Annotated in this window: 21 protein-coding genes and 2 pseudogenes; 20 read left to right on the forward strand and 3 right to left on the reverse strand. The window is 40.6% G+C overall.

Annotation, left to right across the window (positions count from 1 at the left end; all coding sequences use genetic code 11):
- The first annotated feature begins 1 nt into the window (after window position 1).
- The 7 genes from BM195_RS07990 (at window position 2) to BM195_RS08020 (ending at window position 7,596) form a co-directional block, all read left to right on the forward strand.
- The gene (locus tag BM195_RS07990; RefSeq protein WP_090236253.1) at window positions 2–457 is read left to right on the forward strand and encodes a hypothetical protein; all 456 of its coding nucleotides are present in this window, start codon (window positions 2–4) and stop codon (window positions 455–457) included.
- A 300-nt stretch (window positions 458–757) separates the two neighbouring features.
- A complete protein-coding gene (locus BM195_RS07995; RefSeq protein ID WP_090236256.1) occupies window positions 758–1,981 on the forward strand; it encodes an Nramp family divalent metal transporter in 1,224 nt (407 codons plus the stop codon).
- Between the two features lie 24 nt (window positions 1,982–2,005).
- Window positions 2,006–2,731: a 5-oxoprolinase subunit PxpB gene (pxpB, locus tag BM195_RS08000; RefSeq protein WP_090236260.1), complete on the forward strand. Its 726-nt coding sequence runs from the start codon at window positions 2,006–2,008 to the stop codon at window positions 2,729–2,731.
- The gene (locus BM195_RS08005; protein ID WP_090236263.1) at window positions 2,728–3,495 is read left to right on the forward strand and encodes a LamB/YcsF family protein; all 768 of its coding nucleotides are present in this window, start codon (window positions 2,728–2,730) and stop codon (window positions 3,493–3,495) included. Before pxpB ends, BM195_RS08005 begins: the two co-directional genes overlap by 4 nt.
- A 40-nt stretch (window positions 3,496–3,535) precedes the next feature.
- Complete coding sequence (locus BM195_RS08010) at window positions 3,536–4,429, forward strand: 5-oxoprolinase subunit C family protein (RefSeq protein ID WP_244535702.1); 894 nt, start codon at window positions 3,536–3,538, stop codon at window positions 4,427–4,429.
- Between the two features lie 64 nt (window positions 4,430–4,493).
- Window positions 4,494–5,450, forward strand: coding sequence for a threonine/serine dehydratase family protein (locus BM195_RS08015; protein WP_090236267.1), 957 nt, complete (start codon window positions 4,494–4,496; stop codon window positions 5,448–5,450).
- A gap of 505 nt (window positions 5,451–5,955) precedes the next feature.
- On the forward strand, window positions 5,956–7,596 hold the full coding sequence (locus tag BM195_RS08020; RefSeq protein WP_090236270.1) for a M14 family metallopeptidase: 1,641 nt from the start codon (window positions 5,956–5,958) through the stop codon (window positions 7,594–7,596).
- A gap of 379 nt (window positions 7,597–7,975) precedes the next feature.
- Here BM195_RS08020 and nhaC read toward each other — a convergent pair whose 3' ends face one another.
- Window positions 7,976–9,421 (reverse strand): Na+/H+ antiporter NhaC, encoded by a 1,446-nt coding sequence (gene nhaC / locus BM195_RS08025; protein ID WP_090236273.1) that lies wholly within the window; start codon window positions 9,419–9,421, stop codon window positions 7,976–7,978.
- A 40-nt stretch (window positions 9,422–9,461) separates the two neighbouring features.
- Complete coding sequence (iadA, locus tag BM195_RS08030; RefSeq protein WP_090236276.1) at window positions 9,462–10,613, reverse strand: beta-aspartyl-peptidase; 1,152 nt, start codon at window positions 10,611–10,613, stop codon at window positions 9,462–9,464.
- 629 nt (window positions 10,614–11,242) lie between these two features.
- Here iadA and BM195_RS08035 point away from each other — a divergent pair.
- From BM195_RS08035 to BM195_RS08045, 3 genes and pseudogenes are all read left to right on the forward strand, one after another.
- Window positions 11,243–12,454 carry a threonine synthase gene (locus BM195_RS08035; protein WP_090236279.1) on the forward strand — a complete coding sequence of 404 codons (1,212 nt, stop codon included), beginning with the start codon at window positions 11,243–11,245 and terminating at the stop codon, window positions 12,452–12,454.
- A 186-nt stretch (window positions 12,455–12,640) separates the two neighbouring features.
- Window positions 12,641–12,889: pseudogene (locus BM195_RS08040) on the forward strand (FAD-dependent oxidoreductase); the annotation flags it as partial.
- Complete coding sequence (locus BM195_RS08045) at window positions 12,865–14,274, forward strand: MmgE/PrpD family protein (protein ID WP_244535703.1); 1,410 nt, start codon at window positions 12,865–12,867, stop codon at window positions 14,272–14,274. The pseudogene BM195_RS08040 and the gene BM195_RS08045, both read left to right, overlap by 25 nt.
- A gap of 196 nt (window positions 14,275–14,470) precedes the next feature.
- Here BM195_RS08045 and BM195_RS08050 read toward each other — a convergent pair whose 3' ends face one another.
- The gene (locus BM195_RS08050; protein WP_244535704.1) at window positions 14,471–15,574 is read right to left on the reverse strand and encodes a DctP family TRAP transporter solute-binding subunit; all 1,104 of its coding nucleotides are present in this window, start codon (window positions 15,572–15,574) and stop codon (window positions 14,471–14,473) included.
- A 369-nt stretch (window positions 15,575–15,943) separates the two neighbouring features.
- Here BM195_RS08050 and BM195_RS08055 point away from each other — a divergent pair, with 369 nt between their 5' ends.
- The 10 genes and pseudogenes from BM195_RS08055 (at window position 15,944) to BM195_RS08100 (ending at window position 26,634) form a co-directional block, all read left to right on the forward strand.
- Window positions 15,944–16,441 (forward strand): TRAP transporter small permease, encoded by a 498-nt coding sequence (locus BM195_RS08055; RefSeq protein ID WP_090236286.1) that lies wholly within the window; start codon window positions 15,944–15,946, stop codon window positions 16,439–16,441.
- Window positions 16,429–17,694, forward strand: coding sequence for a TRAP transporter large permease (locus BM195_RS08060; RefSeq protein WP_090236288.1), 1,266 nt, complete (start codon window positions 16,429–16,431; stop codon window positions 17,692–17,694). The genes BM195_RS08055 and BM195_RS08060 overlap by 13 nt, the downstream gene beginning before the upstream one ends.
- Before the next feature lie 31 nt (window positions 17,695–17,725).
- Window positions 17,726–18,586 carry an HpcH/HpaI aldolase/citrate lyase family protein gene (locus BM195_RS08065; protein ID WP_090236291.1) on the forward strand — a complete coding sequence of 287 codons (861 nt, stop codon included), beginning with the start codon at window positions 17,726–17,728 and terminating at the stop codon, window positions 18,584–18,586.
- 119 nt (window positions 18,587–18,705) lie between these two features.
- Window positions 18,706–20,196: an SLC13 family permease gene (locus BM195_RS08070; protein WP_090236293.1), complete on the forward strand. Its 1,491-nt coding sequence runs from the start codon at window positions 18,706–18,708 to the stop codon at window positions 20,194–20,196.
- 27 nt (window positions 20,197–20,223) lie between these two features.
- On the forward strand, window positions 20,224–21,435 hold the full coding sequence (locus BM195_RS08075) for an ATP-grasp domain-containing protein (protein ID WP_090236297.1): 1,212 nt from the start codon (window positions 20,224–20,226) through the stop codon (window positions 21,433–21,435).
- Window positions 21,423–22,346, forward strand: a complete 924-nt coding sequence (locus BM195_RS08080) for a succinate--CoA ligase subunit alpha (protein ID WP_090236301.1) — start codon at window positions 21,423–21,425, stop codon at window positions 22,344–22,346. Before BM195_RS08075 ends, BM195_RS08080 begins: the two co-directional genes overlap by 13 nt.
- Before the next feature lie 78 nt (window positions 22,347–22,424).
- Window positions 22,425–23,588 (forward strand): mandelate racemase/muconate lactonizing enzyme family protein, encoded by a 1,164-nt coding sequence (locus BM195_RS08085; RefSeq protein ID WP_090236302.1) that lies wholly within the window; start codon window positions 22,425–22,427, stop codon window positions 23,586–23,588.
- 97 nt (window positions 23,589–23,685) lie between these two features.
- Window positions 23,686–24,063: a 4-carboxymuconolactone decarboxylase gene (pcaC, locus tag BM195_RS08090; protein ID WP_090236303.1), complete on the forward strand. Its 378-nt coding sequence runs from the start codon at window positions 23,686–23,688 to the stop codon at window positions 24,061–24,063.
- Between the two features lie 24 nt (window positions 24,064–24,087).
- Window positions 24,088–24,978: pseudogene (locus BM195_RS18990) on the forward strand (NAD(P)-dependent oxidoreductase); the annotation flags it as partial.
- 495 nt (window positions 24,979–25,473) lie between these two features.
- Window positions 25,474–26,634 (forward strand): acyl-CoA dehydrogenase family protein, encoded by a 1,161-nt coding sequence (locus tag BM195_RS08100; RefSeq protein ID WP_090236306.1) that lies wholly within the window; start codon window positions 25,474–25,476, stop codon window positions 26,632–26,634.
- The last annotated feature ends 3 nt before the right edge of the window (window positions 26,635–26,637 follow it).

Raw genomic sequence — 26,637 nt, forward strand, 5'->3', positions numbered from 1 at the left:
GATGCTGAAAAGTGTTCAAGAATGGAGTTTGCTCTTTATTATTATTGGGTTTACGATCATCATAGGGAATTGGATTGGATACGGCATTATGCCACTTGAAGCAGTGCCTGGGGTTATTGTTTTGGCACTTATCAGTTTGATGGGCTTGATGATCCACAAACTTGTCAATTACGATAAAATACCGAGCATTGCCTATATCGGTATTTTGGCGTTCATCCTAACAATTCCTGGTGTTCCTGGTTCAGAAATGATTGTTAACTGGACATCCCAGGTGAATCTATTAGCTATAGCGACACCTATTTTAGCATACGCCGGAATTTCAATTGGCCGTTCATGGACAGATTTTGTTAAATTAGGCTGGAAAACAGTTGTCGTTGGTATGTGTGTGTTACTTGGGACATTCTTAGGATCTGCTATCGTAGCCGAAATTATTCTAAGGTTTCAGGGCGTTATTTAGAGAAATATTTAACTAACGTTATGTCACGTTTTATTTTTCTTCTTGAATCACTGATAAACTTTTGGGTTTGAGACTGTCTTCATATATGACAGTCTTTTTTTTATGTTGCTGATAGAATGGGGGAGGTGGCAGCTAGATGAAACAATCCCGCTATTCTCAGGGATGCTAGCCGATTCGGTCTGATAGAAGAGGTTATACGTGATGAAAATAGTTATTTGAATAATAAGTATATACCGATTATAATTATCTTTATCATTTTAAAAGTGAACTGTTATAAATATACAAATTCAGGAGGGGAATATGAGGCAGAAGGGGTTTTTTGAAAGACTAAGAACACTTGGGCCAGGAACACTTGTTGCAGCGTCTATTATCGGCCCTGGTACGGTTACAACGGCTTCTGCTACAGGGGCGGAATTCGGCTATGTACTCATTTGGGCACTAGCCTTTTCAATCATTGCGACAATGTTCCTGCAAGAAATGGTTACCAGGCTGGGAATTGTAAGCAGAAAAGAACTTGGTACTGTAATGCAGGGGCAGTTCAGTCATCCGGTACTAAAAGTGGTAACGGTTATACTTATTATTACTGCGATTTTGATTGGTAATGCTGCCTATGAAACCGGTAATATTACCGGTGGGGCCATTGGGTTGGCGACAATTACCGGTGTTCCTGTATCTGCTTGGAGCTTACTCATTGGTATTGCGGCCGGTCTCTTACTGTGGACAGGTAACTACAAGTTCATTGAAAAGGTTTTTATCGTACTCATTCTCACCATGAGTTTTTGTTTCGTGATAACAGCAATCGTCGTGCGGCCTGATATCGGTTCTATGTTTGCAGGGATATTCATTCCCTCAGTACCGGATGGAGCAGGATTATTGGTAATATCGCTTATAGGGACAACCATCGTACCCTATACGCTGTTTTTACAAACTTCCACAGTTCAAGAGCGTTGGAAAGGCAAAGATGCTATAAAAGACGGCCGGTTTGACGTCATCGCGTCTATGGTTATTTGTGGGGTCATTTCAATCGCCATTGTTTTAACCGCAGCTGCTGCGTTTCCGATTGGAACAGCGCTTGATAACCCGGCTCAAATGGCAGTTCAGCTGGAACCTTTACTTGGTTCTTGGGCCAAGTATATTTTTTCTATCGGGATTTTTGCAGCCGGGATCACGTCTTCGATGACAGCGGCATTGGCAGCAGCGTATGCTACATCCGGCGCACTGGGCTGGGAGCGTCACTTAAAATCTACTCGCTTTCGGCTGGTTTGGTTATCAATTATATTGGTTGGTGTTATTTTTGCAAGCTTAGGATATGAGCCGATTCAAGTAATTCTGTTCGCCCAATATGCGAATGGATTAATATTACCAGTTATCGTTCTGCTGCTCATGGTGGTTATGAATAATAAAAAACTACTCGGTGAGTATGTGAACCGGACGTGGATAAATGTAGCTGGCTGGTTGATTTTCGTAATAACGGTGATATTAGCACTGCAATCGTTCGGTATACTCGATTGGTTATTCAATTAAGCTTTTTACAGAAGGTGATCTAATATGACAAACATCACGTGTCAACCAGCAGGAGATACAGCTATTCGAGTGACATTTCATGAAAAGGTGTCTCCTGAATTAAACCGCAACATCAAATCTTTTTGTAAAAAATTAAAAGAACAAGCCGTTAAGGGTGTGATCGAATGGGTACCTGCATATCATTCAGTAATTGTGTATTACCATCCTTACCACATTTCATATGAGAATCTCCGTGATATTCTGTTGAATTTGGCCAACAAGGACTTACAGCTTGATGAGGAATCATCAACACTCGTGAAAATACCTGTATTGTACGGCGGCAAAATCGGACCGGATATCGTACAAGTGGCTGAGAATAGCGGGCTAAGTGAACAAAACGTAATTGAAAAACATTCAAGTGTGGATTACCTTATTTATATGATTGGCTTTTTGCCTGGTTTCCCGTATCTTGGAGGATTACCGGAAACATTGGCCACACCGCGGCTGAATAATCCGAGAAGTCATGTTCCTGAAGGATCGATCGGCATTGCCGGCAATCAAACAGGGATATATCCATTGGCGTCACCAGGGGGTTGGAATTTGATTGGGAAAACACCTGTTCAATTATTTAACCCGGATCGTGAGGAGCCGTTTTTGTACAGGGCAGGTGACAGAATAAGGTTCGTGCCCATTTCAAAACGAGACTACGACAAAATCAAAAAACAAGTTGTTCACAATACGTTTCAAATTGAAAAGGAAGTGATCGGATGACAGGCTATCAAATTGATTTGAACAGTGACATTGGTGAAAGTTTCGGCCATTATACAATTGGCCTGGATGAAGACGTGTTGAAAGTGATAACATCAGCCAATATCGCTTGCGGTTATCATGCAGGTGATCATCATACGATGTACACTACCGTTAAAACAGCGAAAGCAAATGGTATTGGAATCGGTGCTCATCCTGGATTGCCTGATTTGCAGGGATTTGGACGGCGGCATATCACGGTTGATCCGGAAGATGTTTACCATTTTGTTACCTATCAAATCGGTGCATTAAAAGGCTTTTGTCATGTGCACAATGTCGAGATGAATCATGTGAAAGCACATGGAGCTCTTTATAATATGGCAGCGACTGATCCCGCCATTGCTGATGCGATTGCTAAAGCTGTTAAAAACGTTGACAATACCCTTATTTTATTCGGTCTGTCAGGAAGTGAATTGATTCGTGCTGGACAAAACCATGGTCTGATGACTGCTTCAGAAGTGTTTGCCGATCGGACATATCAGCCAAATGGAATGCTGACCCCACGTTCAGAGGAAGAGGCCATGATAATGGACCCGGATCAAGCGGTACAACAGGTGCTGCAAATGATTTACGATAACCGAGTTGTGGCTGTTGATGGAACACCTGTTGACATTGAAGCTGATACGGTTTGTGTTCACGGTGATAATCCGCACGCCCTGAAATTTGTTGAACAATTGCGCGGGCGCTTATCTGAGAAAGGAATCGACATTCGGCGTGTCGGTGCATAATCCATTGTTACAGCCACTTTTCAAATTCAGAAACATAGGATTGCAAACCACGTTTCAAGACATAGGACGACAAGGTCTCCAACAATATGGCGTTGTCGTTTCCGGTGCAATGGATCCATTTTCTTTGCAGGTAGCGAATTTGCTTGTTGGCAACTCCCGGGATGAAGGCACCCTTGAGATAGCGTTGATGGGACCGGAACTTGATGTATTAGCACCAGCTGTCATATCAATTTGTGGTGCCGATTTAAGCCCTGCAGTCAATGGCAGAAGGGCACCCATGTGGAAAGCGTTTAAAGTCCAGGAAGGTGACCGGATTTCTTTTGGCCGCCCTTTATCGGGAGTACGTGCCTACCTTGCTGTTGCGGGCGGGTATGACATACCGGTTATAATGGGGAGCAAATCCACATATGAACGGGCCAATATTGGAACGGTCATTAAAAAGGATATGGTTATCAATGGATTCCGTGTAAGGGGTCGTCCCGGTGTGGGGCTAAAACATGCTGTTATCCCAGATTATCCTCATACAAGGACTATCAGAGTGATGGACGGCCCTGATATTGATCGGTTTACTGAAGAGGGAATTGAATCATTTTATAATCAGCAGCATAAAATCAAACCTGAATCAGATCGAATGGGTTATCGATTAGAGTCAATGGAGATTCCGCATAAACATGGTGCCGATATATGGTCTGACGCTGTACCAATTGGAACCATACAAGTACCATCAAATGGGCAGCCAATCATCCTAATGGCGGATCGGCAAACAACCGGGGGCTATACGCGAATTGCCACAGTTATCTCCGTTGATATACCGAAAGTGGCACAACTGCCCCCGGGCGGTAAAATATACTTCAAGCCGGTTAACGTAAATCAAGCACAGAATCTGTCTATTCAAGAAGAAAAATTTTTTCGGGTACTGGAAATGGGTGTTTAAACTATATTCAGGGACGTCTATTAATAGCGCAAAAACAGAAAAAGGCAGGGAGGCAGGCAATGCAATGATTTCAATGAAAAATATAGACGATGCTGCCGGCAGTATAGCAGACGTAATCCACCGGACACCTGTACTAACGTCTCATACATTGTCGGTGTTGAGTGATAAACGAATGTTTTTAAAGGGTGAGCATTTACAGCTAACGGGGGCTTTTAAAATTAGAGGTGCAACAAACAAAGTGAAGGCGGTTGCTAAAGAAGGGGCACAGCATATCGTTACTGCATCATCAGGCAATCATGGTCAGGCAGTTGCATATATTGCAGAAAAACTTGGCCTGCAGGCAACCATTGTTGTACCTGAAAATGCTGTCTCAAGTAAAGTGGCAGCGATCCGTGGTTATGGCGCAAATGTTATTGCCTATGGAACAACGTCGACGGAGCGCTTAAACAAGGCCGAATCACTAATAGCAGAGCAGAAGGCAGTGTTCATTCCGCCTTACGATGATCCCTTCATTATGGCGGGTCAGGGTACTATTGGAGTCGAAATACTCGAACAAATTCCTGATGTCGATGTTGTTTACGTACCTGTTGGGGGAGGAGGACTTATTTCTGGTATCTCGACAGCTATTAAAGAATCAAAGCCCGGTATCAAAGTGATTGGTGTTGAACCCGAACAGGCAAATGATACATCTCTATCAATAAAACGAGACGAAATTACCGCTATTGACCATATCGACACAATAGCCGACGGACTTAGGACATCGCAGCCTGGTGCTCTCACGTTTCCTGTGATCCAGAAATACGTGGATGATATAGTGCTTGTTACCGAAGATGAGATAAAAGAGGCGTTTGTATTTGTTCTTGAGCGCATGAAGCAGCTGATTGAACCCTCTGCTGCTGTGGCGGTTGCTGCAGCCATGACGAATAAGGCGGGCTTATATGGACGAAACGTCTGTTCCGTTATTTCAGGTGGTAATGCAGCACGGGAACAGATCGCGAGTCTTCTTTTGCAGGCAGAATAGGTGATTCGTTTCAATCGAAGTGTTTTCAAAATTGGGAGAAATGATGGGGTGCATGTGGTTTTTTAGCTCATGTTTTTAAATTCAGCAGCGGAATCGGTAAACTTTGGCTCAAGACGGTTCTATTTTCAATTATGCCTGGAGGAAGTTTTAAGGTTTCTTATAATATAGATGAGGTTCATCTGATGGCCTTTATCAAAAACACGACGAGGCTATACATAATTTAAAGGTCTGCTTTTTGTGGGCTTTTTTTGTATATCAGTTGAGGAATCATATTTAGAGCTTTTCCTTACATAATATTCGGGGTACGCAGTCAAAATTGAAGACTGAGTTGTTAACTTGTGGAACATCAGGGTATCGAAATCATAGATTGATAAAATGACGCATCCATGATAGTTTAAAAATAATTAAACACATCAAATTAGTATGAATTAATAAGGGAAGTGATAAAGTAGAATAAAGACATTTATTGTTCATCACGAAAATTTTTAAGAAAGGGGTTTGTTTTGTGTTAAAGTTTAGAACATTATTGTTATTTTTAAGCTCAATCCTGCTTACGGTTTCTTTATCGGTTCCCGTTGTTGCTTCTTCTGAGCCATATTATGGAAAAGAATATTCACAGCCTGAACAAGTGCTGGATTCTTACCCTGATCCGGGTGCAGACTTTGATACACCGGCTTTCACCACTGACGGAAAAAGTTTTACATCTCAAGAGGAAATGATGGATTTTGTTCGTGATTTGGATGCAAAAAAGCGTTTCATAGAAATGACGATCATTGGAGAATCAGTTGAAGGAAGAAAAGTTCCGATGCTTGAATTTAAAAAAGGAAATAATTCAAAACAAAAACCAACAGTTTGGATACATAGCCAAATTCATGGCAATGAACCAGCTGCGGGTGAGACGGCACTAGTTATAGCCAACAAATTAGCTGGTAAACGTGGTGAAAAAATTCTCGACAAAATCAATGTTGTGATGGTACCTAGAGTCAATGTCGATGGTTCCTACCATTTTCAGAGACAGAACGTAACCGGCTTAGATCTCAACCGTGACCACATCAAATTGGAATCTCCGGTGATTAAAGCAGTCCATAAAGCTTTTAATGACAAGCAGCCCGAGGTATCAATTGTCGGACACGAATACGGTATAAAACACAATAGCCAACTTTTTAAAGATATTGGGGAACAGGGGTCGCTTGCGTATCATGATATTTTATTGCAATCAGGCAGAAATTTGGGCATACCTGAGCAAATTCGGGATATGTCATTTGATCTCTTTATCTCGAATGCCAGAGACAAATTGACAGAACGTGGTTATTCCAATGATATATATTACACGGTTGCTGGACGTAATGAAGAAGGACAGCTAATCATAAATGAACCTACTTATGGTGCGGATAGAGGCCCAAGTAATTTAGGCCTGCAGCCCGCGATTTCGTTTATTACGGAAACAAGAGGTATTGGAATCGGCAGGGAGTCATTTGAAAGACGTGTCGGATCGGCGGTAACGGCACAAATGAGTATACTGGAAACAACAGCACAGCATTCAAAAACGGTTAAAAAAGTAGTAGAAAATGCGCGGAAGAATACTGTGAAAAATGGGAGAAAAGCAGATACAGACGATAAAGTTGCTATAACGATGGAAAGGAAACAGGTGAATGACCAGGATTTCACGGTTACTGATATTGCAACGGGGGAGTCCGTGGACCTTAAAGTTGAATATTTGAGCTCTACACAAGCAATTCCGACCTTGGAAAGAGTACGTCCGACCAAATACATTATGCCACCCGAATATGACGAGCTGGCGGATAAATTTAAATTGATGGGTGTAGATGTTGCGAAAACAAAAAAACCTATGAAACTTGAAGTGGAAACCTATACTGTGACCGATAAAGAAGTGGATGAATGGGAATTTGAGGGCGTTAACCAAGTGCACGTCGAAACTGAAGTTACATCCCAGGAAGTTGATATACCTGAGGGAAGTTACGTTTATTCGATGGCTCAACCAACTTCAAACAAACTTCCAGTTACACTCGAGCCGGAATCCCCAGCCAGTTTTGTGACATGGGATTATATTCCAAGCGAAGTTGGGGATACCCTGCCTATTTACCGATTTATGAAGGAAAGAGCGTTGCCTGTACAACTGGATTGAGTAAAAAGATATGGAGATCCTGCTATAATCAGCCATTTATAGCCAGTTTAATGAGAGGTCCTTAAGGGGCCTTCATCTGTTATCCTGGCAGAAATTATGTTAAAGTTTTGGAGTTTTTTAGATCCGATGCTGTTCTTACCGATCAGGAATTGAGTGGAACATGAGGTTTTTATCGTCATTTCAAATTTCGGGCGTAGTGATATTTATCACCGACAGCATCATAGTATCAAAAAAGAACCTTACCGTATCATTCAAAAATGAATGATACTGGTAAGGCCGAATTTTGTCCAACAAGTTCTATAGGATTATTCAATAAGCGTAGAACTGAGTAGGAAAAGCCAGAAATATACTAGTCTCTGAAAAATTGTTTTAAGGCATATTAAAGAACCGTCTTATCTTCTGGCTCATTAAAACTGTCTGCTTCAACATCTTTTGCAATTCCAAGTCCTGTGTATCCAAGTGTGATGGCAAAGATGAAGCCGACATAACACAAAATCGCCCATGGTGCATAGCTGAGGGTAGAGACGCCAAGTGTCCCTGCCATAAATACTCCTGCAGAAGACCAAGGAACGAGCGGCACAACAACAGTGCCGGAGTCTTCTAGAGTCCGTGAAAGGTTTTTTGCACGTAATTTATTTTTCTGATACGTATCTTTATAAATTTCCCCAGGTACAATAATAGAGAGATACGAATTTCCGGTGACAAGTGCCATCGTTATACACGAGAGCACAGTTGTCAAAATCAGATCTCCCGTTCGTTTAACAATTTTCATAAGGGTTTGAATGATGACTTCAAGCGAACCCGATTTTGTTATAATTCCTGCAAAAATAAAAGCACTAAAGGCAATTAAAACAACTCCTGTCATGGATTGCATACCGCCTTGATTCACAAGTCTTGTCACTTCCCATATAACACCGTCTGCATCAAAATTTGTACGGTTCACCATGGATACATCAAATCCTGATACCGTTGATGCAAAAATGTCGACAGCGTTAAATCCTTGTATGAATTTTCCCAAAAGCGCAGCAATAAAAGATGAAAGGATAATGGTCGGCAATGTTGGTTTTTTTCCAATAGATCCATATAGAATGATAGCCGGAGGAAGCAGCAGCCAAATACTCCAATCAAACATTTCCGTCAACGTTTGAAGCATTACATTCATTGTTTCCGGTGTGGAAACATTATCTGCAGATAAGTTGAAACCAACAAATAAATATACCAGAATACTGACAACAGCTGCAGGGATGGTTGTCCAAAGCATATGGCGGATGTGCTCATATAATTCACTTCCAGCCGCCACAGGAGCAAGGTTCGTTGTATCTGAAAGCGGTGACAATTTATCCCCAAAATAGGCACCCGCTACAATTGCCCCGGCAGTTGCCGGCAAGTTGGCACCTAGTCCCGTTGCAATCCCCATTAATGCAACACCAACAGTACCAGCGGAACCCCAAGAGGTTCCAGTGACAATCGAGATAATGGCAGATACGACAAATGCAATAAGTACAATAAAGGTTGGATCAATTATTTTTAACCCGTAGTATATCATCATTGGAATCGTACCGGAAATCATCCATGCTCCAATAAGAATTCCAATGGAAATGAGGATGAGGATGGCAGGCATCGCTTGTTTAATCTTTTCTTGGATACCTTCCATCATATCTTCCCATTTCAAGCCTAAACGAAGAGCAATGATACCTGCATATACGGAAGCTAAAATCAGTAAGGGTTCAGGATTAAAGCCATATACGCCATAACCAATGGCTAACAACAGCAGCATAACCACGATCGGTGAAAAAGCCTCAAATAAATTCGGCTGTCTTTTCATTGTTTTTTCCTCCTATCTATTCGGTATAACTACTAGTTTCTCATCTCTCGAACGTTCCTTTAACAAGAAGTTTTTCATTTTTAAACATATGACGGCCTTTCGCAAAAACATGCTGAATGGCTAGAGATTCCTTGTCTAAAATTAAGACGTCGGCATCATTTGATTCTTGGATTCTTCCTTTATTTGTCATTTTTAATACAGTTGCTGTGTTTGCAGTCACGAGCGGCAGAACTTCCTCTAAAGGAATGCCGTGATCTTTCACAGCTGCAATCACCTGCTGATACAATGTTTGAGTACTCGCCACGTCAAAACCTAAAAGATTGCCCAATTCATTAAATTTGGGCAGACTTCCATTCCCATCTGAAGATAAGGTCAGGTGCTGCATATTGCCACCGTTTTTTCTATAGTACGTAATCCACTCACCCGTTCTATCATCTGCTGTAATATCCACGTATCCTCCTTTATTTGCAAGGCAAATTGCGTCGTCGAACAGTTCTTGACTACGGGTGATATGGGTAGCGTATAGCTGGGAAGGAGGAATGTCATAATCCTTTAATAGTTGATGTAAAAGTGATAAATACGCTTTACCAGGGCCTGTGTGAAAATGGGTTACCCCTGCCTTTCCACTCAGCATACCGCCAACCCGTGTTTCGGCAACTAGTTTAGCCAATTCATGCAAAGAAGGCTGCCCTGAACGGGAATCTGAGATAGCAATCTCTCCTGTTCCAATGATTTTATCAATTAAAATAATGTCATCCTTTACATTTGATGTGATCGTAGTAGTTGGAACGGCGTAGTTTCCTGTATAAATAAATGCTGACATGCCTTCTTCCTCAAGCCCCCGAGCCTTGGCAAGCAGTGATGTCATATGCCGGGTGGTGCCATCTGTACCTAAGAGACCAACTACTGTGGTAATTCCCGATTTGACTATGTCACTGAGTTGTATTTCCGGTGTACGCGTTGCGAATCCGCCTTCTCCACCACCGCCAATTAAGTGAACATGAGGATCAATGAAGCCTGGAACTGCAATTGATCCCTCTGCGTCGATAATCTTATATTCGATACCCAAACGCTCTATTGCCCGTTCATCTACATTACCTATCTTTGCAATTTTTTGATTGATGAGTAAAACCGATGTTTGTCCTACTGGTTTTGGTGCGTAAATGTCTGCATTTTTAATAATTGTAATCATGCTGTTGACCTCCATTTAATAAACATTACCTATATTCGGAAAAATAAATGTGAAAGCAGCTGGATTTTATTCCCCCCTTTTTTTGGGTCCGATATGATCACCCGGAGCATATAAGGGATACAATGCTGGAGGGAAAGGCTACAATTAATGGTATATTTAATCTTAATGAAAACAGTATAGCAAATAAATGTCAATTTTTCGACAATCATATCCAGACAATGAATTAAAACGTATCTGGAAGTGTTAAACGGCGAAAATACCACATCCAAAAAATCAATCCTTGCTATCCAAGCGTCATACAGGAAGGTGGTTATAACGGCGCTACTTATTTTGAGCATAAGTATTTTATTGATAATATGGAGGAAATCATAAACATAAAGCTACAGTGGAAGAAGGTTTTTGGTCAATTATTGTCGGGAAGCAGCTGAACGTTCCATCAAAACCGGAGAAGTTATCGATATAAGCAACATGTTACAGCAATCTATTTATTCCAAACAATTAAACCGTTGAGTGCTGGAAATTGGCAGGACACGGGCCCATGGACCGTATGCCGGGTCCCTAAATGTAATCCTTTGAAAGGAAAAAGTAAAATTACAAATAACTAAAAATGAATAAGGAAGTGGATATTTTTGAAATACAGTTACGTTTCACATCTTTATTGCCCGAAATGTGGGAATACATATGGAACCAACGGGCAGCATCAGCTTTGCACATGCGGCTCCCCTTTATTAGTTGACTACGATTTAGAGAAATTGAAAAAAATTTTAGCACCTGCTGAATTAAAATCAAGGGATTCGACTTTATGGAGATATCATGAGTTACTGCCGGTTGAAGATGAAAGTAATGTTGTGTCGCTAGGGGAAGGGATGACGCCGCTCATTCCATTGTGTGAAATTGAAAAAGACATGGGGCTTGGCAATCTGTTCATGAAAGATGAGGGGCTGATCCCAACCGGTACGTTTAAGGCACGAGGAGCAGCTGTCGGGGTATCGAAGGCGAAAGAAGTTGGTGTTAAAGAACTAGCGATGCCGACAAATGGAAATGCCGGCGCAGCGTGGGGGTTGTATGCTGCCAGGGCAGGAATTGAATCTACCATTATGATGCCTAATGATGCGCCTAAGATTACACGAAACGAAGTCGCCTTATCAGGGGCCAATCTTTATGTGGTCAATGGTCTTATTAGTGATGCCGGAAAGATTGTCGGGAAGGCGGTAAAGGATTATGACCTTTATGACGCATCTACATTGAAGGAACCTTATCGGATTGAGGGCAAGAAAACAATGGGGCTGGAAATCGCAGAGCAGCTCAATTGGCAAATGCCTGATGTCATCCTATATCCGACCGGCGGTGGCGTTGGCCTTATTGGTATCTATAAGGCTCTAAAAGAATTAAAAACATTAGGCTGGGTGAAAGGGAAGCTGCCTCGATTAGCAGCTGTTCAATCAACAGGATGTGCGCCAATTGTCAAGGCATGGGAAGAAGGCAGACGTGAATCAGAGTTCTGGCAGAATTCTGAAACACTTGCTTTTGGCATCAATGTTCCGAAAGCGTTGGGGGACTTCCTGGTATTGGATGCGATTGATCATACCGATGGCTTTGCCATTGCCGTGGATGATGAGTCGATCATTCAGGAACAAACCAAAGTGGCGCGTATGGAAGGAAGCTTTATCTGTCCGGAGGGTGCCGCTGCATTTGCAGCAGTCCGCAGATTGAGGGAAAACGGATGGATTGGTAAGGATGAAACGGTTGTTTCCCTGAATACAGGGGCTGGAATAAAGTACCCCGACATCGTTCAACCGACACCGAAAATGCTGGAGAAGGACGATACAATCGTGAAATAGAAAGAACTTACATCAGTCGAGTCTTCTACTGAAGAGAAAAAGTCACCTATAAAATGAGATGCTTAAACCTACAGTTATTATGTTTTATTTGCCTGGCTGCCGACATTGATTGTCGTAACCTATTTCCCGGAAGTCTCTTTATTTCTGCCAAATTTATGATTAAATTAAAAGAAAGGTGACTAAAATATGACTTATGATGTTGTCATTATCGGAGCAGGGTCAATGGGAATGGCTGCTGGTTATTATCTCAGTAAAGCGAATAAATCTATTGCATTAATAGACAAATATGACTCGCCCCATTCAGAAGGCTCTCATCATGGCGAAAGCCGAATTATTCGTCATGCATATGGGGAGGGGGAAAAGTATGTACCGCTTGCGCTGCGTTCACAAAAACTTTGGCAAGAGATGGAATGGGAAGCAAAAATTTTTTTGTTTTAGAAAATCCTATAAAATATAAGTGGCTAAATAAAGGGAGTGGAGGGGTTTTCAATCAAATGACTACTGAATCTTTAGTCAACAATCTATTTAATACTGATTACGAGAGTATTCCTGAGAATGTGAAGGAACATGCCAAAAAAAGTATACTTAACTGGGCAGGGGTAGCTATCGGTTCAGCCAATCATCCATCTGTCGGCATGGTTTTAGATTTAAAAAATGACTTACAATCGTCTGAACAGGTAACAATACTAGGTAGATCTGAAAAAGCTGATATACTGTTAGCAACATTAACGAATGGAATGACTTCACATATTTTTGACTTTGATGATACTCACCTTGATACAATACATCATCCAAGTGGACCTGTTGCTCCAGTTGTATTTGCCTTAGGTGAATGGTATGATCTAAATCCAATAGAGGTATTAAGAGCTTTCGTGCTTGGGTCTGAGGTGGAACTAAGAATAAGCAATGCGATTTATCCAGCCCATTATGATTTAGGTTGGCACATTACCAGTACTGTAGGAGTTTTTGGTGCTGCAGTTTCAGCTGGTTTGTTGTTAAAGCTTAATAAGGAACAATTACTTCAGGCTTTAGGAATTGCGGGTACGCAATCGAGTGGATTAAGGGAAATGTTTGGCACAATGACCAAACCATTTCATCCGGGCAAAGCAGCACAAAATGGTTTATTGGCTGCAATGTTAGCCAAAAAAGGCTTCACAAGTTCAAATCAAGTGCTGGAGGCAAAGCGGGGCTTCTCGGCTGTACTATCACCTACATTCAATCTTGACCGTGTAAATGAAAATTGGGGAAAACAATGGGAATTACTTAAGAATTCATTTAAACCTTATGCGTGTGGTATCGTATTACATCCCTCTATTGATGCATGTATACAATTAAGGAATTTTGCTGAACCAATGAATGTCCAGGAAATTCAATTAATCGTCAACCCATCCGTCCTAGAATTAACGGGAAAAAAGGAGCCTCGAACAGGGCTTGAAGGAAAATTTAGTATTTATCACTCGGCTGCAGTTGGCTTCTTGGAAAAAGCTGCCGGTCAAGCCCAATATGATGATGAAAAAGTTATGGATCCTAATATTGTTGCATTTCGTTCGAAGATAAAGCCAAGTATCAACGATGATATAAATGAGGATAAAGCCATTGCAAAAGTAATTTTAAACAATGGAACAGAACATAAAGTAACAATAGAACATGCTACGGGAAGTATTGAAAATCCAATGTCTCGCGCGTCACTTATTGATAAATTTATTGCCCTCACTAAACCAATAATAGGAGATGAACAGGGCAAGAAAGTAATTCGTAAAATAGAAAGATTTGAAGATGTAGAAAGTATTGAAGAAATAACTGCTTTATGCAGGGGATAAAAAGGATAGTTGAAAGTATACTACTTTCTCTTTAATCCTCTTTTTAAAAAAGTGATAAATGGCAACTGCTTTTATATGAGTGGGGCAGCTGCCATTTATAGTGATGTTCCGGGCAAGACTGTTTATTGATTATGGACCAACAGATGTGCAATACAATATTAATGTTCTGTTAAATGATCGAGTATGACACAAAAGATTATTCTGTAGAATTTCCATATTCATCGTTTGCAGCACGAACTGCTTCATATACATCAGAACCGATTTCATCTTCATACTCGTTCCAAACTGGTTGAAGAGCATCACGAAAGTCCTGAACTTGTTCAGGAGATAATTCGGTAATTTCCACGTTTCCACGTTCTTTGATGATTTCGTATCCTTCATCATTCAACGCTTTGGCCTTTTCACGAGCAACTTCGGTTCCTTCTTCAACACCTGCCTCCACAATCTCTTTTGTTGGTTCGTTTAAACTGTCCCAGAACTCTGTGTTTGTGAAAAGCCCATAATCGACGCGTGTATGGTTCATCACAGTCATATACTTCTGAACCTCGTCAAATTTTTTTGATTCAATATTGCTGAACGTATTTTCCTGTCCCTCTACAACACCTTGGTCAAGGGCGGTATACAATTCGCCAAATGGAATTGATTCAGAGCCGGCTCCCATCTCGGAATAAATGGCTTCAAGCACCTGCCCTCCCTGTGTACGGAACTTCAATCCTTCTAAATCATCTGGTGATTCAATTGGTCGTTCATTGTTTGTAAGATGCTTCCCGCCATTTGGCCAAACGTAAAGACCAAGGACTCCATCGTCAGTCAGGCTGGACATAATTTCCTGCCCTTTATCCCCATCCCAGAATGCGAGAGCTGCAGCATCGTTATCAAATGCGAAGGGCAAAGAAGGAACGTTAAATTGTGGATTATTTCCAACAAATTTTGATATGTCAGGTGCGATAAATTGTACATTGTTTGAAACTAAGTTTTGATATTCATCCTGATCGCCAAAAAGTGAGCTGTTTGGATAGATTTCTACCGTAATTTTACCGTCAGACTCTTCCTCAATATACTCTTTCATGGCTAAAGCACCTTGATGCTTCGGCGTATTCTCTGCTACTACGTGGGAGAATTTAATTGTCTTTTCCTGAATTTCATTGCCTCCGCTATCATCACTTTCTCCCGAAGCATTTTCGTCACCACCACATGCAGTTAAAACTAATACAAGTATCAAAATCATTAAACTAAACAATTTCTTTTTCATGAACTTATTACCCCCTAAGTATTGGTTTTGAAAATAATAATCAAACAAACAAGAACCGATTCATCACCATCAATTATCACCCCCTGTAGAGATGTAGGTTGTAATAATTTTGAAAGGGCTTTCATTTTTTCTGCTATCACCCTCTTTTTTGGATTTTGAATGTTGGATACAATGATTAATCATTAAATTACCATAGTTCATAATCAATGTAAAGAATTATTAATAAATTAATATATTTTAATTTATTTTGACTTGTCATAATTATTGAATTGTATTATTATATTTTTATATCGTATCCAAAATATCTGTATCCAAAATACAAGGAGTAGGGAGTGGTTTTTAATCTGATGTAAAAAGTGGTTATAAGCCAACTACTAGTACGTAAAATGGAATCTGTAGAAAAGAAAGGGGCTCTTAATGAAATTACTAGGTAAGATTGAAAATGTCATTTCTATAATTTTATTTCTGGCAGGGATTACTATCAGCTTATACGCCGTTTTTATGCGTTACGTGATGAATAGTTCACAGTCCTGGGCTACAGAATTTTTTACCATGATGCTTGTGTGGGCAATTTTTATCGGCTTTTCAACTGCTTTACGGGATGATAAGCATATTACAATAGATATCCTTTATGATCGGTTTAATCCTGCTATGAAAAAGATCTCGGAATTTATTACGCTCATTATTGGAATCGCTTTCAGTATCTTTTTTATATGGACAGGAATTGAAATGGTTATAACAGCATATCAACAGGAAATCACCACACTTGATGCTGAATTTCCTATTTGGATCAACTATTTGATTATGCCAATAGGTGGTACCCTTTTATTTACACGTTTCGTTGAAAAAGCCTTTCGTTTTTTTGTTAAAAAAGAAGATATACATAAGGAGGGCAATACGGAATGGCAACAATAATATTAATCGCTTTATTATTCGTATTGGCTTTTCTGCGGGTTCCAATCGCAATCAGTTTGGGAGTTTCCAGTATTATCGCCTTATGGATGGTCGGCTTTTCATTGGATACTGTCATCCAGAAAATGTTCACAGGTGTTAACAGTACTACCCTAATGGCCATCCCCGGATTTGTGTTTGCAGGATTATTGATGGCGCAGGGCGGTATCTCCAAATACTTGATTGAATGTATTCGTGCGTGGATCGGGCATACGAAAGGCGGATTGTCTGTCGTGACAATCATCACCTGTATGATTTTCGCGGCGATTTCCGGATCGAGCCCGGCCACTGCTGCAGCCATTGGGGCGATTATGATTCCAATGATGGTGCAAGCGGGCTATGAAAAAAAATACTCGATGGGTCTTATTGCTACAGCAGGTACTTTGGGAATTTTAATGCCACCATCCATCCCTTTGATTCTTTACGGATCAGTTGCTGAGATATCGACAGGAAAACTATTCTCTGCGGGTATTTTTCCTGCCCTTTTGTTGGGTGGAGTGTTGATAATTGCCGCAGTGATTGTTGCCAATCGAAAAAATTATGGTGGCTTGGAAAAAGTGCCCATGTCCAAGAGATGGAAGCCATCTATAAAGGCAATTTGGGGACTTATAATGCCGATTTTGATACTTGGAAGTATTTATACAGGCATTGTCACTCCTACCGAAGCCTCATTTGTGGCTGTATTATATGCGATAATCATTTCAGTTCTTGTTTATCGTGGAATGAACTGGAAAAATTTTATAAATATAACGAAACAATCGATCAATACGACATCAATGATTTTCCTGGTTATTGCAGCTGCGCTTGTTTTTGGTATGTTTTTAACCACTGAGCAAGTCCCGCAAGCATTTGCACAATGGGTGATTGACAGTGGATTCAACAAGTGGACGTTCTTGCTCATTGTAAGTATCCTGTTTTTCATCCTTGGTATGTTCCTGGAGCCAACGGCGATTATTTTGATAACACTGCCGATTTTCCTGCCAATTTTACAAACAATGGATATTAATGTGTTTCATTTTGCCATTATTATGGTTGTAAATATGGAACTTGGTATGATCACTCCGCCCGTCGGCTTAAATCTATTTGTCGTCAGTGGTATTGCCAAAGAAAGGGTCGAACAAGTTATACGGGGTGTCGTACCTTTCTTTGCAATATTTGTTATTGTATTGATCCTCATCATCGTGTTCCCGCAAATTTCACTGTTGATTGTTGAATGATTAGTAGAGTCTAGAAAGGGGATATTTGTACATGAATAATAGACGTTCTTATTTATTTGTACCTGCCAAAAAGAGATCCATGATAAGTAAGGCCGTGGGTTCTGATGCTGACAGTATTATTCTGGATCTTGAAGACGCGCTGGCTTATTCGGAAAAAGATAGTGGTAGAGAACTTGTCAAAGAATCTTTGAAAGCATTTACGGATGAAAAATCAATCTATGTAAGAATCAACGATATATCCACTTCATACTGGAGAAAGGACTTGGTCGCTTCAGTTGAATATGGAGCAAATGGTGTCATTATTCCGAAGTCTGAAAGTGAAGAAGATGTTCGTTGGGTTTGCGAGGAGGCCTATAACATTTTAAAAAAAATGGAGCTGAATGAGAAAGAAATAGACTTTAATGTCATTCCGCTATTGGAAACTGCAAAAGGAATCCAGTTTGCATATGAGATTGCAAATTCACACCCTTTCGTATCCAACCTTGCTTTCGGCTCCATCGACTTTTCATTGGATATTGGTTGTGAATTGACCGCAAGCGGACATGAACTTCTTTATGCTCGTTCGAGAATTGTGATTGCTTCAAGATCGGCTGAAATAAGCAAGCCTATCGATACTGTTTATTTTGATTTGGACAATCTGGAAGGATTAGGTGATGAAGCAATATTGGCTAAAAGGATTGGGTTCGGCGGAAAACTGATCATTCATCCCAAACAAATCGAACACATCCACAAGGTGTTCACGCCCCAAGAAGAAGCGTTACGAGAGGCCGAACAAATAGTTGAGGAGTTTGAAAAGGCCGAGCTTCAGGGTTTAGCTTCCATTTCTGTCAATGGCAAACTTGTTGATTATCCAGTATATAAAAAGGCCAAAGAAATGGTGGATTTAAACTAATAACATCATAGTTTATCAGATAATCATTCCTCGCATTTTCATTTTAACCAATGAGGGTCTTACAACTGATTTTGTTCTTTTGCGAGGAGTGAATGTTGTTTCATTGGAGAGGGCTGAATATGAGTAATGTTTCTCAGAGAAAAGCCAAGTACACAGAGGAAAAAGATACCTATCTTTTAAACCAAAATAGCTCCTTAGGGCAAAAAAATCAGTTAATAGGGATTTTGGCGGGAGTCATCGCTTTTTCATTGGTGTATTTTGGATTACCGGATTCTTTTGATCTGGCATCAAGAAAGATAATAGCGATTGTTACCAGCTGTCTTGTACTCTGGGTAACTGAAACGATACCGATTGGTTTAACGGCTATTTTAGTCCTTCTGTTAATGCTATTGCTTCATCCCGTCTCTGTCGAAGTTGTTTTTAGCGGATTTGCTTCACCTGCCGTTTTTTTGATTATCGGTGGAATGATGCTTGCCAAAGCAGTAAATGAAACGAGGCTGGCACAACGCATTACCTATCTTATATTGTCCAGGTGGGGTGGCAATGCCAAAGGGCTACTTGGAAGTATCTTGGTGATTCCACAAGTGCAAGCATTTTTTATTCCTGCCACTGCCGTCCGCACAAGTTTACTGCTGCCGGTGGCGTTGAATGTACTTGACACAGTTGGGGCTAAACGGGACAGTCCTTTGCGAAAAATGATTTTACTTGCAGTCGCTTTCGGATGTACGATAAGCGGTACTGCTGTGATGACAGCAGCAATTGGAAACATTTTGGCAGTGGATATACTTAATCAAATACGCAATGTTAACATCACCTATTTTGAATGGTTCATTTATTCATTGCCACTGTGGTTGGCACTGATTCCGGGAAGCTGGTTTGTATTGTTGAAATGTTTTCCATTGAAAGAAAAAGATGATTCCTTTCCACATTTGAAATTGGAAATACAGCAAAAAGTAAAAGAATTCGGCCCGTTGGATAAGAAAGAAATAAGGTGCTTGATCATTCTGTCATTGACAGTTGTGATGTGGATGTCCGAACCGCTTCACGGACTGCACCCCAGTGTCCCTGCTTTGATTGGTGTATTTCTGATGACGTTTCCCGGAATTGGTTGTGCCGATTGGACAAATGTTGTGCAGATTAACTTCAATACTGTGTTATTACTGGGAGCAACACTTTCCATGGGATATGCTCTGAATGAATCCGGTGCTGCCGAACAAATCGGTGAGTTGCTTGGTGAAGCTTCCTGGATTTTATATTTAATGCAAGAACCAATATTGGCATTGATTTTTGTACTGATTGCAACCCAGATAATCCACTTGTTGATTTCCAATGTCTCAACTGCGGTTGTTACATTAATACCAATTTATATTGGTCTTTCCGTCGAAGCGGGGGGTAATCCGATACTCATAAGTTATACAGCAGCCCTGACTTGTTTACACGGTTATATCCTCGTCGTTGAAAGCATGACTAACATGATTGTTCATAGTTCGGGACAAATATCGCAACGTGATTATTTGATACCTGGCATTTATATGACATTGCTAATGATGGGATTAACCATTTTTATAGCTCTGACCTGGTGGAGATGGGTTGGTCTCGTTTCATTTTAGAAACAAATGAAAATTGGAGGATAAAACATGGGTAAGATATTGGAACATTTCAGTAAAAAATTAATTCGTAAAAATGGCGTGAATACCCCGGATAACTGGGTCGTCGAAAGGGGCTATGAAGCCCGAAACATCATATTTAATAAAAACATCGTGTTAAAGGCTCTCGTTCCCGTTGGAAAACGGGGAAAAGCTGGCGCAGTTAAATTTCCGGAAACAGCTGAGGAAGCTGAACAACAAACCGAGGAACTTTTAAAAATGACTGTTCATAATTTCCCGGTAAACCAAGTACTGGTTGAAGAAAAACTAAACATCAAGGAAGAATGGTATGTATCCATCAGTATAGACAGCCAAGAGCAAAAACCTGTCATTATGGTAACGACATATGGAGGTATGGATATTGAAGATTTAGCTAAAGACCACCCAGAAAAAATTGCCACCCTTCATGTAGATCCGTTTGATGGGATTCACCCGTTTCAGATTAAGGAATTATGGAGTTCACTGGGGGTAACAGGGAAAGTGCTTGTTCGTGTTACAGAAGTGCTTTCCAAGCTTTACGATATCTTCTGGAAATACGATTGTTTTATTCTTGAGGTTAATCCCTTAGCCCTGACGAAAGATGGAAACATTGTTGTTGCTGATTCAGTTATGGGAGTAGACGATACGGCCCTTTATCGTCAATCGGAGTTAGCAGGAATGGTTGAAGTTGGCAGTGAAAGATCATGGCGGCCATTAACAGAATTGGAAAAACAAATGATTGAAGTCAATGATGCGGATTATCGCGGTACTGCACGCTATACCGAAATAGAAGGCGGGGATATCGGTTTTATGTGTGGAGGAGGTGGAGGAAGTCTTGTAAGTTTTGACGCCTTAACTCGACATGGAGGAAAACCGGCAAACTATACGGAAACTGGAGGTAATCCACCTGTTGAAAAAGTGTACGGATTAACCAAAGGGATATTGTCGAAAGAGGAAGTCAAAGGACTTTACGTGGCTCATAACATTTCAAACAACACACAGATTGATGTAATGGCTGCGGGGATTATCAAAGCATTGAATGAGTTGAAAATTGATCCCGTAACATTTCCGGTGGTTGTAAGGGAAGCAGGTGTAAATGATGAGAAAGGAAGAAAAATCTTCGAGGATGCCAATGTAACATATTATGGTGAGGAAATTACGATTGAGCAAGCTGCCTTAAAGATGGTTAAGCGCATGGAGGAGGTATACGGATGGCAATCTTAATCGGAAAACATTCAAGAATTGTTGTTCAGGGAATTACCGGACGGGAAGCGGCAATGATTGTAGAACACACAATTAACTACGGGACTGAAATTCTGGCCGGTGTAACGCCCGGCAAAAAAGGACAGAGCGTATACAGTGTTCCCGTTTATGACACTGTAAAAGAAGCAGTTAAGAAGCATCAAGTGAACACTAGTCTGATTGTCGTACCGCCTCCCTTTGTATTTGATGCAGTACTTGAGGCAATCCATAACGGAATTAAGATTCTTGTGATAACCACGGAAAATGTCCCGCAATTAGATGTTATTAAAATGCTTGCCGTTGCGAAAAAACAGGGGGTTTACATTATTGGCCCGAATACAGCCGGAGTCGTGAATCCTGGTGATCAAATCAAGTTAGGCTCAATCGGAGGAGACTATCCCGAACGTTCCTTTGTACCAGGTAACGTGGGTGTCATTTCCAGAAGCGGGGGAATGGCAAACGAGACTTCATGGATGATCAAACGGGCAGGGTATGGTGTTTCAATGACGATCGGTATTGGAGGAGATAGTTTAATAGGGACCAACATCAAAGATTTGCTTCATTTATTTGAGCATGATGAAGATACAAAGGCCATTGTCACTTTTTCAGAACCTGGTACATCTTTTGAAGAAGATGCAGCAGAATTTATCAAAAATGGAGGGGTTACCAAGCCGATTATTTCATACGTTGCTGGCCACTTTACAGAATCGATGCCAGAAGGGACAGTATTTGGTCATGCAGGTACAATGATATCAGGTGATTTTGGCCGTCCTTCCATAAAGATGCAGAAGTTAAAAGAAGCTGGAGTTTACGTTTTGGAAAACTACGATGATATGATTGATGTTTTGCAACAAGTATTAGGCTCGAGTGAAATGATTGACTTGCAACAATAAAACTTCAATTGAATTTGTTCCCCTTATTAACCTTTTAACTTTTGGAACAAAGCTTCTGTATAGGAAAGGATTGATTATATGAAAATAGTAGATATTAAAGAAAAAGTGGTTCCGATCAAATCAAGTATCAGCAATGCCTATATCGATTTCAGCAGAATGACGGCTTCGGTTGTGGCTATTATTACGGATGTAGAAAAGAACGGAAAACGGGTAGTCGGTTACGGTTTTAATTCCAATGGCCGTTATGCACCCAGTGGTTTATTGCATGATCGTTTTATTCCCCGACTGGTTGAAGCTGATTCAAAAGAATACGTAAATGACGAGGGTTCAAACCTTGATCCATATAAAATTTGGGATATTTTAATGACAGACGAAAAACCTGGAGGACATGGAGAGCGGTCGGTAGCCGTCGGTACACTTGATATGGCCGTATGGGATGCTGTCGCAAAAATTGAAGACAAGCCTTTGTATCAATTGCTTTCCGATCGATATGGCGACGGAAAACCTGATCATAAGGTATTCGTTTACGCTGCCGGAGGCTATTATCAACCGGGGAAAGGACTTGCTGAGCTTCAAGATGAAATGCGCGGCTATCTCAATGATGGATATTCTGTCGTGAAAATGAAAATAGGGAACTCCCTGGAAGAAGACCTTCACCGAATCGAAGCGGTACTGGAAATCGTGCCAAATGGACGTTCACTTGCGGTCGATGCCAATGGACGGTTTGATTTGGAAACAGCCATTCAATATGCTGAAAAATTGGAACCTTATAACTTATTTTGGTATGAAGAAGCTGGCGACCCGCTTGATTATGAACTTCAAGCAGAATTGACGAAACATTATAAAAACGCGATGGCTACTGGAGAGAACCTTTTCTCAATGCAAGATGCACGAAATTTGATTCGTTACGGCGGAATGCGGCAGGACCGTGACTATCTTCAGTTCGACTGCGCCTTAAGTTACGGACTAGTTGAGTATATACGTATTCTGGATATGTTGAAGAAATATGGGTGGTCATCTCGTCGCTGTATTCCTCATGGTGGTCATCAAATGTCTCTGAATATTGCGGCTGGGTTGGGATTGGGCGGTAATGAATCTTACCCTGGTGTTTTTGAACCGTTTGGTGGCTTTGCTGATGATGTTCCTGTCGAATCAGGGTACGTTCGTATGCCTGATGTACCTGGAGTTGGATTTGAAGCAAAGTCGGATTTAATGAAGCTCCTTCATTCCGTTGCTGAATAGATAGATAATAAAGTGCCTCCAGCAAAAATTTAAGCGAGGTAGGTCACTTTTATTAATAATCATTTAATCATTAATTTTTTTAGAGAGGGGAATTATAATGGATCAGAAAAAATTTGATGCGGGTCTTAAGGTTCGAAGAGAGGTTTTGGGAGCAGCGTATGTTGACAAATCGATTGCGAATGCGGATGATTTTATAAAACCTATGCAAGAGTTAGTTACCGAATACTGTTGGGGTGAAATCTGGACAAGAGAAGGGCTGCCGAAAAAGACACGAAGTATTATTAATCTTGCCATGTTAACGGCTCTGAATCGTCCGAATGAGCTAAAACTTCATTTGCGAGGGGCACTAAGGAATGGGGTTACAAAAGAAGAAATTAAAGAAATTTTCCTGCAGACCGCAATTTATTGTGGCGTTCCGGCAGCTTTGGACAGTTTTAAAACAGCTCAGCAAGTCTTTGCGGAAGAGGATGAATAAGACAGCTATTTAAGGAGTGTAACTAACATGAATATCGGTTTGATTGGTTTAGGAAATATGGGGGGCAGAATTGCCAAACGGCTAATGGAGCGGGGACATCAACTATGTGTTTACGATGTTAACTCCGATCTTTTAGAGGATTTTAGAACATTAGGCGCAAAGACAACAGATTCACTACCTGATCTCGCTAGGAGCTGCTATTATGTCATGACGGTCTTGCCAAATGCTGATGTAGTCAAAAGTGTTGTTCTGGAGAAAGAAGGGCTGATTACCGGAATGGAACCCGGCAATGTGTTAATTGATATTACAAGTTCTGTGCCAGACGTCACAACAGAAGTCGGTGAATCATTAGATCAGCGGGGGATCAGGATGCTGGATGCCCCCGTAAGCGGTGGTTTGAAAAGGGCTGAAGAAGGAGAGTTAGCCGTCATGGCAGGCGGAGATGAGAAAACCTTTTCAGAAGTTTTGCCTCTGCTCAATGATATTGGATCAAATATAACCCATGTTGGAGAATTAGGAGCCGGACATACCATAAAGGTTTTGAATAATCTGGTTTCCGCAACAACCTTTGCCATTACCGCAGAAGCACTTTCCATTGGTATTAAAAAAGGACTCAGTCCAAGTAAAATGCTTGAGGTGATCAATCATAGTACCGGAAGAAACAATTCAAGCGAGAATAAATTTCCGCAGCATGTATTGACGAGAAAGTTTGACGTAGGCTTTGCAATGGATTTAATGTGTAAAGATTTAACGATTGCTACGGATATCATTAGAAATGAGAAGATGCCAGCCTTTGTCTCGGATACAGTTTATCAGTTATGGCAATATGCCCAGTCGAAAAGTGAGAAAGGAGCGGATCATTCCGTATATGCAAAGCTGATTGAAGAAATGTCCGGTCTGGAGATTAAGGATTAGAAGCTGGGATAGAAATAATTTCTCTACTGGTCTGGGTTTTTGACCATATGGAAATTAATCTTCTCTTAATTTTTCATGATTATAGTAATTTTAAAAATCACCAACCAATTATGTAAAAGTTTTACTCTGATGACCAGAAAAACAAAGAGAACATATATAATAAGGAACAAAAACGAAAAAGAAGTGAAGGATTTTACCTCATTTCTTTTTCGTTTAACCAAAGATATCTATCCATGATAAATATCTAAAACGTATAGTTCCAGTAAGTGTTTTTTCGACTTTATTGTATCATTAGCGTAAATGTTGAAAAATATTGACTTTTTATAAAATATAAAATAAACTTATAGTAATACTGGATACAATATTCAATATCCTAAATGTTTTGAATAGGATGATTTGAAATCATTATTTAAATAATGATGTAAGCGCTATTTTTATGAATTTGGAGGTAGCTACTGTTGATTTGTAGAAAAAATATTTAAGGGGGATTTTCATATGACTGTAAGCACTGCTGAAGAAATTGATATGATCCGTCAAAGTGTACGTTTACTTTGTTCAAAGTTTCCTGAATCTTATTGGAGGGAGACCGATGAAAAGAAAGCTTATCCGGAAGAATTTATTCAAACATTGACAAAAGAGGGATGGCTATCTGTCCTTATCCCGGAAGAATATGGCGGCTCAGGCCTTGGAATGTATGAAGCAAGCGTCATATTGGAAGAAATAAACCGCTCTGGGGGAAATGCCGGTGCAGGACACGCACAGATGTATACAATGGGAGCGATATTGAGACACGGGAGCGAGGAGCAAAAACAGCGGTATCTTCCAAAAATAGCTAGCGGTGAATTGCGGTTGCAGGCTTTTGGTATTACGGAGCCTACAGCTGGAAGTGACACGACCAGCATAGAAACAACAGCAGTAAGAGAAGGCGATAAATACATTATTAATGGTCAAAAAATCTGGATATCACGTACACAGTACTCGGATTTAATGCTTCTATTAGCACGTACAACACCAAAGGACCAGGTAGTGAAGAAAACAGATGGGCTGAGTTTATTTATTTTGGATATGAAAGATCAGAAAAATAATATTACAATCCGGCCGATTGATACAATGATTAACCATGCGACCACAGAAGTATTTTTTGATAATGCGGAAATTCCCGCAGAAAATTTAATTGGTATGGAAGGCAAGGGTTTTAAACAGGTTCTTAGCGGCATGAATGCAGAACGAATTTTAATTGCTTCAGAAAGCATAGGGGACGGAAAGTACTTTATCGATAAAGCCGTTCAATATGCCAATGAACGCGAAGTATTCAGCCGTCCAATCGGCCAGAATCAGGGTGTTCAATTTCCTATCTCGCAATCTTATATGGATATTGAGGCGGCAGCATTGATGAGGGATAGAGCGGCAAATTTGTTTGATGCAGCTGAAGATTGTGGTGCTGAAGCGAACATGGCTAAGTACCTTTCAACAGAATCAACCTGGAAGGCTGCCAATGCCACGATGACCACATTTGGGGGATACGGATTTGCTACAGAATATAACATAGAACGTAAATTCAGAGAGGCTCGTTTATACATTGTTGCCCCTGTTACAAATAATTTGGTAACAACTTATATAGGACAGCATGTTTTAGGCCTACCTAGATCATTTTAACCA

Origin of the sequence: Lentibacillus halodurans (assembly GCF_900112045.1) — a bacterium.
GTDB classification, from domain to species: Bacteria; Bacillota; Bacilli; order Bacillales; family Amphibacillaceae; genus Lentibacillus; species Lentibacillus halodurans.